At 45.6% G+C, this 11,972-nt stretch carries 15 protein-coding genes; 9 read left to right on the top strand and 6 right to left on the bottom strand.

Annotated features, from left to right (window positions below; all coding sequences use genetic code 11):
* The first annotated feature begins 221 nt into the window (after positions 1-221).
* The 4 genes from frdA to frdD are packed head-to-tail and all read left to right on the top strand — an operon-like array spanning position 222 to position 3,570.
* Positions 222-2,036 carry a fumarate reductase (quinol) flavoprotein subunit gene (gene frdA, locus NB504_RS10810; RefSeq protein ID WP_013855868.1) on the top strand — a complete coding sequence of 605 codons (1,815 nt, stop codon included), beginning with the start codon at positions 222-224 and terminating at the stop codon, positions 2,034-2,036.
* Positions 2,036-2,794 carry a succinate dehydrogenase/fumarate reductase iron-sulfur subunit gene (locus NB504_RS10805; RefSeq protein WP_017046770.1) on the top strand — a complete coding sequence of 253 codons (759 nt, stop codon included), beginning with the start codon at positions 2,036-2,038 and terminating at the stop codon, positions 2,792-2,794. Before frdA ends, NB504_RS10805 begins: the two co-directional genes overlap by 1 nt.
* Before the next feature lie 2 nt (positions 2,795-2,796).
* The gene (gene frdC / locus NB504_RS10800) at positions 2,797-3,180 is read left to right on the top strand and encodes a fumarate reductase subunit FrdC (RefSeq protein ID WP_017043204.1); all 384 of its coding nucleotides are present in this window, start codon (positions 2,797-2,799) and stop codon (positions 3,178-3,180) included.
* A 12-nt stretch (positions 3,181-3,192) separates the two neighbouring features.
* On the top strand, positions 3,193-3,570 hold the full coding sequence (gene frdD / locus NB504_RS10795; RefSeq protein WP_010317640.1) for a fumarate reductase subunit FrdD: 378 nt from the start codon (positions 3,193-3,195) through the stop codon (positions 3,568-3,570).
* Between the two features lie 124 nt (positions 3,571-3,694).
* On the opposite strand, the gene efp is transcribed toward frdD, so the two are convergent.
* Positions 3,695-4,261, bottom strand: a complete 567-nt coding sequence (efp, locus tag NB504_RS10790) for an elongation factor P (protein ID WP_017043203.1) — start codon at positions 4,259-4,261, stop codon at positions 3,695-3,697.
* 33 nt (positions 4,262-4,294) lie between these two features.
* Between efp and epmB the strand changes: the two genes are divergently transcribed.
* Together epmB and NB504_RS10780 are read left to right on the top strand one after the other, a co-directional pair.
* Positions 4,295-5,317, top strand: a complete 1,023-nt coding sequence (epmB, locus tag NB504_RS10785; protein ID WP_017047264.1) for an EF-P beta-lysylation protein EpmB — start codon at positions 4,295-4,297, stop codon at positions 5,315-5,317.
* 72 nt (positions 5,318-5,389) lie between these two features.
* Positions 5,390-5,863 (top strand): MgtC/SapB family protein, encoded by a 474-nt coding sequence (locus NB504_RS10780; protein ID WP_013855863.1) that lies wholly within the window; start codon positions 5,390-5,392, stop codon positions 5,861-5,863.
* Positions 5,864-5,912: 49 nt separating this feature from the next.
* Here the strand turns inward: NB504_RS10780 and NB504_RS10775 are convergent, their stop codons facing one another.
* The 3 genes from NB504_RS10775 to NB504_RS10765 form a co-directional block, all read right to left on the bottom strand.
* On the bottom strand, positions 5,913-6,470 hold the full coding sequence (locus NB504_RS10775; protein ID WP_258428880.1) for a VC2662 family protein: 558 nt from the start codon (positions 6,468-6,470) through the stop codon (positions 5,913-5,915).
* Positions 6,471-6,660: 190 nt separating this feature from the next.
* Positions 6,661-8,295 (bottom strand): chaperonin GroEL, encoded by a 1,635-nt coding sequence (gene groL / locus NB504_RS10770; RefSeq protein WP_013855861.1) that lies wholly within the window; start codon positions 8,293-8,295, stop codon positions 6,661-6,663.
* A gap of 69 nt (positions 8,296-8,364) precedes the next feature.
* Positions 8,365-8,655, bottom strand: a complete 291-nt coding sequence (locus NB504_RS10765; RefSeq protein WP_010317634.1) for a co-chaperone GroES — start codon at positions 8,653-8,655, stop codon at positions 8,365-8,367.
* A gap of 252 nt (positions 8,656-8,907) precedes the next feature.
* On the opposite strand from NB504_RS10765, the gene NB504_RS10760 reads away from it, so the two are divergent.
* Positions 8,908-9,525 carry a metalloregulator ArsR/SmtB family transcription factor gene (locus tag NB504_RS10760; RefSeq protein WP_258428878.1) on the top strand — a complete coding sequence of 206 codons (618 nt, stop codon included), beginning with the start codon at positions 8,908-8,910 and terminating at the stop codon, positions 9,523-9,525.
* A gap of 116 nt (positions 9,526-9,641) precedes the next feature.
* Positions 9,642-9,980, top strand: a complete 339-nt coding sequence (locus NB504_RS10755; RefSeq protein ID WP_013855858.1) for a DUF3135 domain-containing protein — start codon at positions 9,642-9,644, stop codon at positions 9,978-9,980.
* A gap of 76 nt (positions 9,981-10,056) precedes the next feature.
* Here the strand turns inward: NB504_RS10755 and NB504_RS10750 are convergent, their stop codons facing one another.
* Together NB504_RS10750 and NB504_RS10745 are read right to left on the bottom strand one after the other, a co-directional pair.
* Positions 10,057-10,482, bottom strand: coding sequence for a DUF805 domain-containing protein (locus NB504_RS10750; RefSeq protein ID WP_029190043.1), 426 nt, complete (start codon positions 10,480-10,482; stop codon positions 10,057-10,059).
* Positions 10,483-10,499: 17 nt separating this feature from the next.
* Positions 10,500-10,847 carry a 5-carboxymethyl-2-hydroxymuconate Delta-isomerase gene (locus NB504_RS10745; RefSeq protein ID WP_017043199.1) on the bottom strand — a complete coding sequence of 116 codons (348 nt, stop codon included), beginning with the start codon at positions 10,845-10,847 and terminating at the stop codon, positions 10,500-10,502.
* 292 nt (positions 10,848-11,139) lie between these two features.
* Between NB504_RS10745 and tpiA the strand changes: the two genes are divergently transcribed.
* On the top strand, positions 11,140-11,913 hold the full coding sequence (gene tpiA / locus NB504_RS10740) for a triose-phosphate isomerase (RefSeq protein WP_088729193.1): 774 nt from the start codon (positions 11,140-11,142) through the stop codon (positions 11,911-11,913).
* Positions 11,914-11,972 lie beyond the last annotated feature (59 nt).

Genomic DNA, 11,972 nt, shown 5'->3' with positions numbered 1-11,972 from the left:
TGATATGAATTTTACTGACTTAAAGCGCAATTCCAAATTCTAACGTGATTATTATCACACAAAGAAAAATAAGTATGCTCGCGCTTGCACTTCCGAAGCAAAAACCTAACAGAATCAATTTTTTCCTTACACAGCTCTTCTACACTACCCGTACCACTTAAGGCTTACGAACCTTTAACTATAACAAGCGGATTTTCCGCATCACACACCGGAGGATAACTGTGCAAATTATCACCACAGATATCGCAGTCATCGGCGCAGGCGGCGCTGGTCTTCGCACTGCAATTGCAGCCGCTGAAGCAAACCCTGATTTAGAAGTTGCTCTGATTTCTAAAGTTTATCCTATGCGATCTCATACGGTTGCAGCGGAAGGAGGCTCAGCAGCAGTTATCAAGGAAGAAGATAGCCTTGACAACCACTTCAACGATACCGTTGGTGGTGGAGATTGGCTATGTGAACAGGATGTTGTTGAATATTTTGTGGCCAACTCGACCCGCGAGATGGTGCAAATGGAACAGTGGGGTTGCCCATGGAGCCGTAAAGAAAATGGCGAAGTAAACGTACGCCGTTTTGGTGGCATGAAAGTCGAACGTACTTGGTTTGCGGCTGACAAAACAGGCTTCCACATGCTTCACACCCTCTTCCAAACTTCAATGAAGTACCCACAAATCAATCGATTTGATGAGTATTTCGTGGTGGATCTACTTGTTGAAGATGGCGAAGTTCAAGGGCTTATCGCGATTCATATGTCCGAAGGTGAGCTAGTAACCATCAAAGCAAAATCTGTAGTATTAGCCACTGGTGGCGCGGGCCGTGTGTACCACTGCAACACCAACGGCGGCATTGTAACCGGCGATGGTATGGCGATGGCTTATCGTCATGGCGTCCCTCTACGCGATATGGAGTTCGTGCAATACCACCCAACTGGCCTACCTGGCACGGGTATTTTGATGACGGAAGGCTGCCGCGGTGAAGGTGGTATCATCGTCAATAAAAATGGCTATCGTTATCTGCAAGATTACGGTATGGGCCCGGAAACTCCGGTAGGGCAGCCTAAAAACAAATACATGGAACTCGGTCCTCGCGACAAAGTTTCTCAAGCTTTCTGGCATGAACAACAGAAAGGCAACACCATCAAACATCCGCTTGGTGATGTGGTGCTGCTTGATCTTCGCCACCTCGGTGAAGAGTACTTACAAGAGCGTTTGCCGTTTATCTGCGAATTGGCGAAAGCTTACGTAAACGTTGATCCAGCAAAAGAGCCGATCCCAATTCGCCCAACCGTACACTACACCATGGGTGGTATCGAAACGGATGGACAATGTGAAACGCGCATCAAAGGTCTGTTTGCTGTCGGCGAATGTGCCTCGGTTGGCTTGCATGGTGCAAACCGTTTGGGTTCTAACTCGTTAGCTGAATTTGTGGTCTTTGGCCGCGTTGCGGGTGAAAGTGCAGTGAAACGCGCAGCGGAATTCAAAGGTTGGAACGATGAATCTATCGCCAAACAAGTCAAAGCCGTAGAAGAGCGTATTGCAGCGTTAATGAACCAAGAAGGTGATGAAAACTGGGCCACCATTCGCACTGAGATGGGTCACACCATGGAAGCGGGTTGTGGTATCTACCGCCAAGAAGATTTAATGCAAGCGACGATTGATAAAATCACCGAGCTAAAAGCACGCTACAAGAACATTAGCATTAAAGATAAAGGCAAAGTGTTCAACACCGACCTTCTGTACGCTATCGAAGTCGGTTATGGCCTTGAAGTGGCTGAAGCTATGGTTCACTCAGCTATCTTGCGTAAAGAATCTCGCGGTGCGCATCAGCGTTTAGACGAAGGTTGTACTGAGCGTGATGATGTGAACTACCTCAAGCACTCTTTAGCTTTCTATCAACCTGATGCCGCTCCAAGTATCGACTACAGCGCGGTTAAGATCACTAAATCTCAGCCGAAAGCTCGTCTCTATGGTGAAGCAGCAGAACAGGCTGCCGCTGCGGAAAAAGCGGCAGAAGAGAAAAGCGCAGAGGAGCAAAAATAATGTCAGCAAATCGCATTCAAAAAGTAGACATTTTGCGCTACGACCCAGAAAAAGATGCTAAGCCACGCCTGCAAGCGTTTGAAGTTCCCTTTGATGACACCATGTCAGTGCTCGACGCGATTGGCTACATCAAAGATAACCTCGATAAGGACCTTTCTTATCGCTGGTCTTGCCGTATGGCGATCTGCGGTTCGTGTGGTGTGATGGTCAATGGCGTACCTAAATTGGCTTGTAAGAGCTTCCTGCGCGATTACCCCAATGGCGTGAAAATTGAACCTTTAGCCAACTTCCCAATTGAAAAAGATTTGATCGTGGATATGACTTCGTTTATCGAGCGTCTTGAAGCCATTAAACCCTACATCATTGGCAACGATCGCAAACCTGAAGATGGCACCAACTTACAAACGCCAGAGCAAATGGCCAAATACAAACAATTTGCTGGTTGTATTAACTGCGGTCTTTGCTACGCGGCCTGCCCTCAGTTTGGTTTGAACCCTGAGTTTATTGGCCCCGCAGCATTAACCCTTGCTCATCGCTACAACTTAGATAGCCGTGACCATGGTAAAGCCGAGCGTATGAAGCTTATCAATGGTGATAACGGTGCTTGGGGTTGTACCTTTGTTGGTTACTGCTCTGAAGTGTGTCCAAAACACGTTGACCCAGCGGCAGCCGTCAACCAAGGCAAAGTTGAATCTTCAATGGACTTCGTGATTGCCATGCTAAAACCTGACGGTTCACCAAAGAAAGTGGAGGGATAAGGATGAGTAACCGTAAACCTTACGTTCGTGAAATGACACGTACTTGGTGGAAAGATCACCCATTCTACCGCTTCTACATGTTGCGTGAAGCCACGGTACTGCCACTGATATTCTTTACCTTATTCCTTACCTTTGGCTTGGGCTGCTTGGTTAAAGGCCCTGAAGCATGGGAAGGCTGGCTAAGCTTTATGGCAAACCCAATTGTGGTCGCAATCAATATTGTCGCGTTAGCGGGGAGTTTGCTGCATGCACAAACCTTCTTTAGCATGATGCCTCAAGTGATGCCAATCCGCTTGAAAGGTAAGCTAATCGACAAGAAAATCATCGTCTTAACTCAGTGGGCAGCGGTTGCGTTTATCTCACTGATTGTTCTCATCGTGGTGTAGGAGCTTATAGTCATGAACAACAATTATAAGGTAAATCGCACGCCAAAACGTTCTGATGAACCTATCTGGTGGGGGCTGTTTGGTGCTGGTGGAACATGGTTTGCGATGATTACCCCGATCACCATTCTCGTGTTGGGTATTTTAGCACCATTAGGCATTATCGATGCTGAAGCAATGAGTTATGAACGCGTTTCGAGTTTTGCGACTAGCATCATCGGCGCACTGTTTATCATTGGCACATTAGCCTTACCGATGTGGCATGCCATGCACCGTGTCCATCACGGTATGCATGACCTAAAATTCCACACGGGTTTAGTGGGTAAAATCGCTTGTTATGCGTTTGCAGGGCTGATTTCCGCACTCGCAGTCGTTTTTATCTTTATGATTTAAAGATAGAAAAGTGATGACATCAAAGAGCTGCCTCGGCAGCTCTTTTTTATTACGGCACTCACTCAGCTTTGTAGCAATAAAAAAGGCCGCTAACCGAGCGACCTTCTTACTTATCTTGAGGTGATTATTTGACTCGACCTACATATTCGCCAGAGCGGGTATCCACTTTGATCACTTCACCGATAGAGATGAACAATGGCACACGTACCACAGCACCTGTGACCAACGTAGCGGGTTTACCACCCGTACCTTGCGTATCACCTTTCAAGCCCGGATCAGTTTCAGCCACTTCAAGTTCAACAAAGTTTGGTGGCGTTACCGCAATTGGGTTACCGTTCCAAAGCGTCAACATGCAAGTGTTGTTTTCCACTAGCCATTTTGCGCTTTCACCCACCGCTTTATTATCCGCCGCAATTTGCTCGAATGTTTCATTATTCATAAAGTGGTAGAATTCGCCGTCGTTATAGAGATAATCAAGATCGATATCCATTACGTCAGCCGTTTCTACTGAATCACCTGACTTAAATGTTTTTTCCAACACTTTGCCAGAAAGAAGTTTACGGATTTTGACACGGTTGAAGGCTTGGCCTTTACCTGGTTTCACATATTCATTTTCGAGAATGACACAAGGCTCATTATCAAGCATAATTTTGAGACCGCCTTTAAATTCATTCGTGCTAACAGTAGCCATTTTTTCCTCTTACCATTCTTCGAGTTAAATTCAATGCCGCATATAATAACCCGAAAACTTGATTCTGTTGAGCAAAACTGGCTTCAACAATTAACGAATGCGATCTCAAACCCTGCCGAGCTTCTCCAGCAGTTAGAGATTGATCCTGCCCTTTGGCAAAACGGGTTTGCCGCACGCAAACTCTTCGCACTACGAGTGCCACAAAGTTTTGTCGATCGCATGGAAAAAGGAAACCCTTACGATCCCCTGTTGCGTCAAGTTTTACCACTCAATGAAGAGTTTGAATGGCATGATGGGTACTCAAATGATCCGCTTGATGAACAAAACAATGCCATTCCGGGATTGCTGCATAAATACCGCAACCGAGTGCTAATGATAGTCAAAGGTGGTTGTGCGATTAACTGCCGTTATTGCTTTCGTCGTCATTTCCCCTACCAAGAGAATAAAGGCTCAAAGCAGGTGTGGCAGCAAAGCGTCGACTATATTGCCGCGCATCCCGAACTCAATGAGGTCATTTTATCGGGCGGTGATCCGTTAATGGCGAAAGATGAAGAACTGCGTTGGCTCATCGATGCAATCAGCAGCGTGCCTCATATTAAACGGTTGCGTATTCACTCGCGCTTGCCCGTGGTGATCCCCGCTCGAATCACCAATGCATTGTGTGATCTGCTGCGTGAAACTCGCTTACAAGTCATTTTGGTGACGCACATTAACCATGCCAATGAAATCAATCTAGAATTCAAACAGCAGATGAGTCGTCTGCGCGCCATCAATGTTACCTTACTCAACCAAGGTGTATTGTTAAAAGGTGTTAATGATAGCGTTGACGCGCAAGTCGCGCTCAGCGAAACGTTATTTGATGCAGGAATTTTGCCTTACTACTTGCATGTGCTGGATAAAGTGCAAGGCGCAGCGCACTTTTTTGTTAGTGATCAAAAAGCAAAAGAAATAATGGCAGGTGTCATTGAGCGAGTCTCGGGCTATCTTGTTGCTAAGCTAACTCGAGAAATCGGTGGCAGAGCCAGTAAAACGCCACTCGATCTGCATCTTGAGTAATTACAGAACTTCAAAAGAGCGGTTCGGTGTCAATCAACGAACTCTTACCTTCATACTTTTGGGAAAACCATCATGCAATCTCTCGGACAATTTCTTGATCTTAGTCCATTCAGTTGGTCTGCATTATTGTGCTGTGCTATCAATGGGTTACTGATTGGCGTTGAACGCCAAACCCGTGGCAAACCGGTGGGCATTCGCACATCAATATTAATCATCTCAGGGACTTACCTCTTTCTAGCGATGGCCGTATCACTGTCCCCTAACACCTTAGATCAAGCTCGCGTGCTTGGACAAATTATTACTGGGGTTGGTTTTTTAGGCGCAGGCGTGATGATGACTCAAGATGGGAAAATCCATGGCGTCACCTCAGCCGCTGTTATTTGGGTACTGGCATCACTGGGATTGATGATCGGTCTTGGTTACTTACAGCAATCCATCATTATCACGGTATTAGCATTGTGTGTGTTGTATGGCGTGGATAAGGTAGAAAATAGCTTTCAAAGTTTGCGCCGTGGTGTTCATCAACGCTTTCGTCGTCGTACATAAGGTGAAAAAAGAGCAGCTTGAGGCTGCTCTTTCGATTTCAATTCATCGGCTATTTAGCAAAGTTGATGATAGGAAAACACTTAAAAAAACCGTTATCCGCACAGTTAATTAGACCGACCTGAACACCTTCAATTTTTGTGGTTTTGTTGAACAAACCCACTTGCACTTTCGATGTATCAGAGAAGTTTGCTGCACCAACATCAACCATGGTATTACCTTCAGAGTAGTTCACTAGACTGACGTTAGCACCTTGTACATTGTTGGTCAGATTCACTACACCCACGTTAGCACCCACGGTCTGCCCTGTATTCCAGTTTAACAAACCGAGTGAAGCACCAATCATCTCTTGATTGACTTTCGATGCCCCTAAAAGACCTAAATTTACACCCGTCGTAGAGTCAGTTTCAGATAATCCAACAACGGCGAGATCTAAGCCTTTAACCTCATTCACTTTACCGTAAAGAGCCGCAACACGAACGCCTGATACCGCATTTTCATCCGGTGCATTGAAGTTATTGATGGAAGAAAACATAACTGGAGTGCCAGCCATCGCAACAGAAGAAGATAACGCAGCCACTACGGCTAGTGCTGAAAGTACTTTTTTCATAAAGATCTCCATTGACCAATGAAACCGTTAATATTGGGTTTGTTCACGCTATTTCACTCACATCATCACCAAATTGTGATCAGTGAAGAGACGAAGTCTAGAAGAGTCGGATCACTCAAACGTCAGGATTGAGCTAATTATGCGAAAAAAAACCGGAGGCAAGCTCCGGTTTCTTATTGAGAGAGGATGATTACATCATCCCTCCCATACCGCCCATGCCGCCCATATCAGGCATTGCCGCTTCTTTCTTCGGTAGCTCAGTCACCATAGCTTCTGTGGTGATCATGAGGCCCGCGACTGAAGCTGCGAACTGTAGCGCACTACGAGTCACTTTGGTTGGATCCAAAATACCCATGTCGATCATATCGCCATATTCACCCGTCGCAGCGTTGTAACCATAGTTACCTTCACCAGCGCGAACATTGTTAGCCACAACAGAATCCTCTTCGCCCGCGTTTTTCACGATTTGACGAATGGGTGCTTCCATCGCACGTAGTGCAACACGAATACCTACGTTTTGCTCTTCGTTGTCACCTTCAAGACCCGCAACTTTAGCAGCCGCACGGATCAGTGCAACACCACCACCCGCAACCACGCCTTCTTCAACGGCTGCGCGAGTTGCATGCAGTGCATCTTCTACGCGATCTTTCTTCTCTTTCATTTCAACTTCAGTGGTTGCACCGACTTTGATCACTGCAACGCCACCTGCCAGTTTGGCCACGCGCTCTTGTAGTTTTTCTTTGTCGTAATCTGAAGTTGCATCTTCAATTTGTTGACGAATTTGTGCAACGCGACCTTTAATGGCTTGCTCTTCACCTGCACCATCAATGATGGTGGTGTTTTCTTTAGTGATAGAGATGCGCTTCGCTTGGCCTAGATCTTCCAAGGTCACTTTTTCAAGCTCAAGACCGATCTCTTCAGAAATCACAGTACCGCCCGTTAGGGTAGCAATGTCTTGTAGCATCGCTTTACGGCGATCACCAAAACCAGGTGCTTTCACGGCAGCAACTTTTACAATGCCACGCATGTTGTTCACAACCAGCGTCGCCAATGCTTCACCTTCAACATCTTCCGCCACAATCAGTAGTGGACGAGAAGCTTTTGCTACCGCTTCAAGTGCAGGAAGCAGTTCGCGAATGTTAGAAATTTTCTTATCAACCAATAGGATGAATGGGCTATCTAGATCAACACTGCCCGCTTCTTGGTTATTAATGAAGTAAGGAGATAGGTAACCACGATCAAACTGCATACCTTCCACTACATCGAGTTCATCTTGCAGTGCTTGGCCTTCTTCAACAGTGATAACGCCATCTCGGCCCACTTTTTCCATCGCTTCAGCAATGATGTTACCCACGCTTGAATCCGAGTTCGCAGAAATAGTACCCACTTGCGCAATCGCTTTAGTGTCTGAACAAGGTACTGAAAGCTCTTTCAACGCTTCAACCGCCGCCACGACAGCTTTGTCGATGCCACGCTTAAGATCCATTGGGTTCATACCCGCTGCTACAGCTTTCAAGCCTTCAGTGATGATCGCTTGCGCTAATACCGTTGCGGTTGTCGTTCCGTCACCCGCTGCATCGTTAGCTTGAGAAGCAACTTCTTTCACCATTTGTGCACCCATGTTCTGGAATTTGTCTTCCAGTTCAATTTCACGCGCAACAGTGACACCATCTTTGGTGATAATAGGTGAACCAAACGATTTATCTATCACAACGTTACGGCCTTTAGGGCCAAGGGTGACTTTTACTGCATCGGCTAGAATATTAACGCCTTCTAGCATTTTAATACGTGCATCGTTACCAAATTTAACGTCTTTAGCAGCCATCTTTAATTTCCTTTTCTAAATTCTGTTTTAATCAATCGTTTTTGAATCAGAGCAAAAATTACTCAATGCTTACTCGACAATCGCCATGATGTCGTTTTCAGACATAATGAGCACTTCTTTACCGTCGATCTTTTCCGTTTTAGTACCGTAGCTTTCTGCAAAAATAACCGTATCACCTACTTTGACATCCAGCGGTTGTACCGAACCATTTTCAAGGATTCGGCCTTTGCCTACTGCTAAGATGACGCCGCGAGTCGATTTCTCTGCAGCGGAACCTGTTAGAACAATGCCACCAGCAGATTTAGATTCAACTTCTTGGCGTTCAACGATAACTCGGTCGTGTAATGGACGAATGTTCATCGGTCGTCTCTCCTGATTAGATTTTCCGTTAGGTTTATGAAAAGGCTGATTACTCAGCTCGTGAGTGATATGTGGGGGAGCAAGCAAGGGATCCCAAGGGGGGAAAGCGAAAATTTTGTGATCTATTTAACGAATTGATAGCGAATCTTGGTTCTGTGCTGACAAAAGTTACTAGCGGCTCATCCTGTATAGTCAATAATTTGCTTTATTAAGCTGCTTCTTCATAATAGATAAGGCAAACAGAGGAATGCGATGAAAACCATTGACCGAATACTTCAAACCATCAAACGCGATGGAGCGGTAACCGCTAAACGACTGGCCGACGACCTAGGAATTACCACCATGGGGGCTCGCCAGCACCTACAAAGTTTGGAAGATGATGGCATTGTGGCGTTTCATGATGTCAAAGTAAAAGTCGGACGCCCTACTCGACACTGGTCTTTGACACAACAAGGCCACGACCAATTTGCTGATAGGCATGGCGAATTGGTCATCCAAGTGATTGATGCAGTTGAGCACCTTTTTGGTAAAGAAGGGCTAGCCAAAGTGGCGGCAGAGCGTGAAGCTCACACATTAGCACAGTATCAACACGCATTAATTGATTGCCACAGTTTAGAAGAAAAACTAGCTAAGCTAGTGACGCTTCGTGAGCAAGAAGGCTATATGGCAGAGCTCATACCATCAGCGAACGGTTACACTTTAATTGAGAACCATTGCCCTATCTGTAAAGCTGCGGCACGCTGCCCTAACCTGTGCCAATCTGAACTTAATATTTTCCAAACGTTGATCGGTGAGCAATATGTAGTTGAACGGAGCGAACACATCATTATGGGTGAGCGTCGCTGCCGTTATCAAATCACACCACGCTAAGATCGTCTCATTAGTAAGAAATGGCGATTTCGTTCCAACTCCTACCTTATTGATCGGTTATGCTTTCATTGTGTTGATAAAACAATCAACAGAGAAATAGTGTAAAGGAGAAAGATATGGAGCCCCCTCAAAAACAGGCCTTACCTTCTTTTGACGAGTTGGTTGAACTTGCCAAACATAATCCAGATGCCTTTACGCAACTGAAAAAAGATATCTGTGAAGAGATGATCCTCTCCTCTTCTAACAACATGCAAGACAGGTTATGGGCTCAGCAAAGTCACATTGACTTGGTGGTGAGCCAATGCAAAAACCCTGTCCATGCTAATGTTATGCTGATGCGTGAGCTCGGCGAACAGATGATGAAATTTAGAAATGCCTTAGATGGCGAATCGGCGCGCACTCAACCGAGCGCGACCATCATTCCATTTGTGCCGCGCCACAGCGACTGGCGTTAACCTCGCTATTTGAAGCTTTTTAAAACAACAGGAGGCATTGGCCTCCTGTTGTTTCATCAATTTTTTTCTATCAAGTTTACTCTGGTTCAGGTCCGTAGCGGTTGCGGCTTTGCGTTCCCTTCATAAAACCACATTCGACTAAAATCCATGAGCCACAAACCAGTGCGACCAGCGATACCAATGACTCTGTCATACTGGCTTGAGTGGCAATCTCGGCACTGGCAAAAGGCATACTCATACGGCCTATCACCAAAGGGACATTAAGCAATAACCACCAAGCAGACTTATCTCTGTCATGCCAACGTTTTACCGTGATGGCCAAATCAGGCAGTAACACCACTAGCAAAAACAGCGGCAAGATCAGGTGCGTATAGGCAGGAAACATTTGGTTTGCAGCGAGTGCGAAGCCCATAATGGACGCGTAATAACAGAGATTCCACATCCAAAATACTTTGCGCCCGATACGTCCTTGAAATGAAAATAGCAGTTCTTTAATCGACATCTTGTTACCTAAAATGGTTAATTTACAACCTTTTGGAAGCAATCTTTATCCATATCACGCACATTCACGGTCAGACTCCTGACTTGACTAGCTTGCTGTTGCAATACCGCCATTAATTGACGTGACAACTCTCTTTTTTGTTCAGGTGTCCGCCCTGACAGCAAATCAAAGCTGAGGTGAATAAAATCAACACTGTCGCCCTCTTCACCAATGCACCAATGGTGGCAGCGTAGCGCCCGTGATTTCACTGAGTCAGCGTCAAATAATCCGCAGCGAAGTGCGACTTGGTGAAGATCTTCCAATAACCCTTGAACATTCACACGTTCATCCACAGAGTTCGAGTATTCCATAACAAGGTTGGGCATACGAATTCCTTTTCTTCATTCATGATCAAATTTCAACACTGGTGAGTCTTATTGGTATCACTAGCTTTTCTTTTAACAGCCACTAATAGCAATTAATCTCGTAAAATCCGAGCCATTATCGACTATTCTGTCTATCTGATCACTGATAAGGGGTGTCACGCATTGCTTAAGATCCCATAAAGTCATGACTCGAATCATGATCTGACCGATTTTATCTGTTATATTCTTTCGCAATCACGTTTATTTTTGACATTCATTCATTTTAACTTTGATAGATAATGGAGATATTCCTATGCGTCATCCTGTAGTTATGGGTAACTGGAAACTAAACGGCAGCAAAGAGATGGTTGTTGAGCTGCTAAATGGTCTGAATACAGAGCTTGAAGGCGTAACGGGTGTTGACGTAGCCGTTGCTCCACCAGCACTTTTTATTGACCTAGCAGAGCGCACTCTGACCGATGCGGGTAGCGCGATCATTCTGGGTGCCCAAAACAGCGACGTACACAACAGTGGCGCATTCACTGGCGATATGTCTCCAGCAATGCTGAAAGAATTCGGTGCAACACACATCATCATTGGTCACTCAGAGCGTCGTGAATACCACAACGAATCCGATGAATTTGTGGCGCAAAAATTTGCATTCCTAAAAGAAAATGGCCTAACACCAGTACTTTGTATCGGTGAATCTGAAGCACAAAACGAAGCTGGCGAAACAGTAGCCGTATGTGCACGTCAACTTGACGCTGTGATCAACACTCAAGGTGTTGAAGCGCTAGAAGGTGCGATCATCGCTTACGAACCAATCTGGGCGATCGGCACAGGTAAAGCAGCAACAGCAGATGATGCTCAACGTATTCACGCCGCCATTCGCGCGCACATTGCTGCAAAATCAGAAGCAGTAGCGAAGAATGTCGTTATCCAATACGGCGGTTCTGTCAAACCTGAAAATGCAGCAGCTTACTTCGCACAACCAGACATTGATGGTGCTCTAGTTGGCGGCGCAGCACTTGATGCGAAAAGCTTTGCAGCTATCGCAAAAGCAGCAGCTGAAGCGAAAAAAGCGTAATTATTCACACTAATTATCGTTAAGAAGGTCAGCATTTGCTGGCCTTTTTTGTTTCTTCA

Source organism: Vibrio sp. RM-69-4, from assembly GCF_024743775.1.
Classification (GTDB): Bacteria; Pseudomonadota; Gammaproteobacteria; order Enterobacterales; family Vibrionaceae; genus Vibrio; species Vibrio anguillarum.
This window is presented reverse-complemented; position numbering and strand designations above follow the sequence as displayed.

Bases quoted from the DNA above. Each gene is read 5' to 3' on its own strand.
- epmB (WP_017047264.1), top strand. From the start codon at position 4,295: ATGCCGCATATAATAACCCGAAAACTTGATTCTGTTGAGCAAAACTGG.
- frdC (WP_017043204.1), top strand. From the start codon at position 2,797: ATGAGTAACCGTAAACCTTACGTTCGTGAAATGACACGTACTTGGTGG.
- NB504_RS10765 (WP_010317634.1), bottom strand. From the start codon at position 8,655: ATGAACATTCGTCCATTACACGACCGAGTTATCGTTGAACGCCAAGAA.
- tpiA (WP_088729193.1), top strand. From the start codon at position 11,140: ATGCGTCATCCTGTAGTTATGGGTAACTGGAAACTAAACGGCAGCAAA.
- NB504_RS10755 (WP_013855858.1), top strand. From the start codon at position 9,642: ATGGAGCCCCCTCAAAAACAGGCCTTACCTTCTTTTGACGAGTTGGTT.
- frdD (WP_010317640.1), top strand. From the start codon at position 3,193: ATGAACAACAATTATAAGGTAAATCGCACGCCAAAACGTTCTGATGAA.
- efp (WP_017043203.1), bottom strand. From the start codon at position 4,261: ATGGCTACTGTTAGCACGAATGAATTTAAAGGCGGTCTCAAAATTATG.
- NB504_RS10805 (WP_017046770.1), top strand. From the start codon at position 2,036: ATGTCAGCAAATCGCATTCAAAAAGTAGACATTTTGCGCTACGACCCA.
- NB504_RS10760 (WP_258428878.1), top strand. From the start codon at position 8,908: ATGAAAACCATTGACCGAATACTTCAAACCATCAAACGCGATGGAGCG.
- NB504_RS10745 (WP_017043199.1), bottom strand. From the start codon at position 10,847: ATGCCCAACCTTGTTATGGAATACTCGAACTCTGTGGATGAACGTGTG.
- NB504_RS10750 (WP_029190043.1), bottom strand. From the start codon at position 10,482: ATGTCGATTAAAGAACTGCTATTTTCATTTCAAGGACGTATCGGGCGC.
- NB504_RS10775 (WP_258428880.1), bottom strand. From the start codon at position 6,470: ATGAAAAAAGTACTTTCAGCACTAGCCGTAGTGGCTGCGTTATCTTCT.
- groL (WP_013855861.1), bottom strand. From the start codon at position 8,295: ATGGCTGCTAAAGACGTTAAATTTGGTAACGATGCACGTATTAAAATG.
- NB504_RS10780 (WP_013855863.1), top strand. From the start codon at position 5,390: ATGCAATCTCTCGGACAATTTCTTGATCTTAGTCCATTCAGTTGGTCT.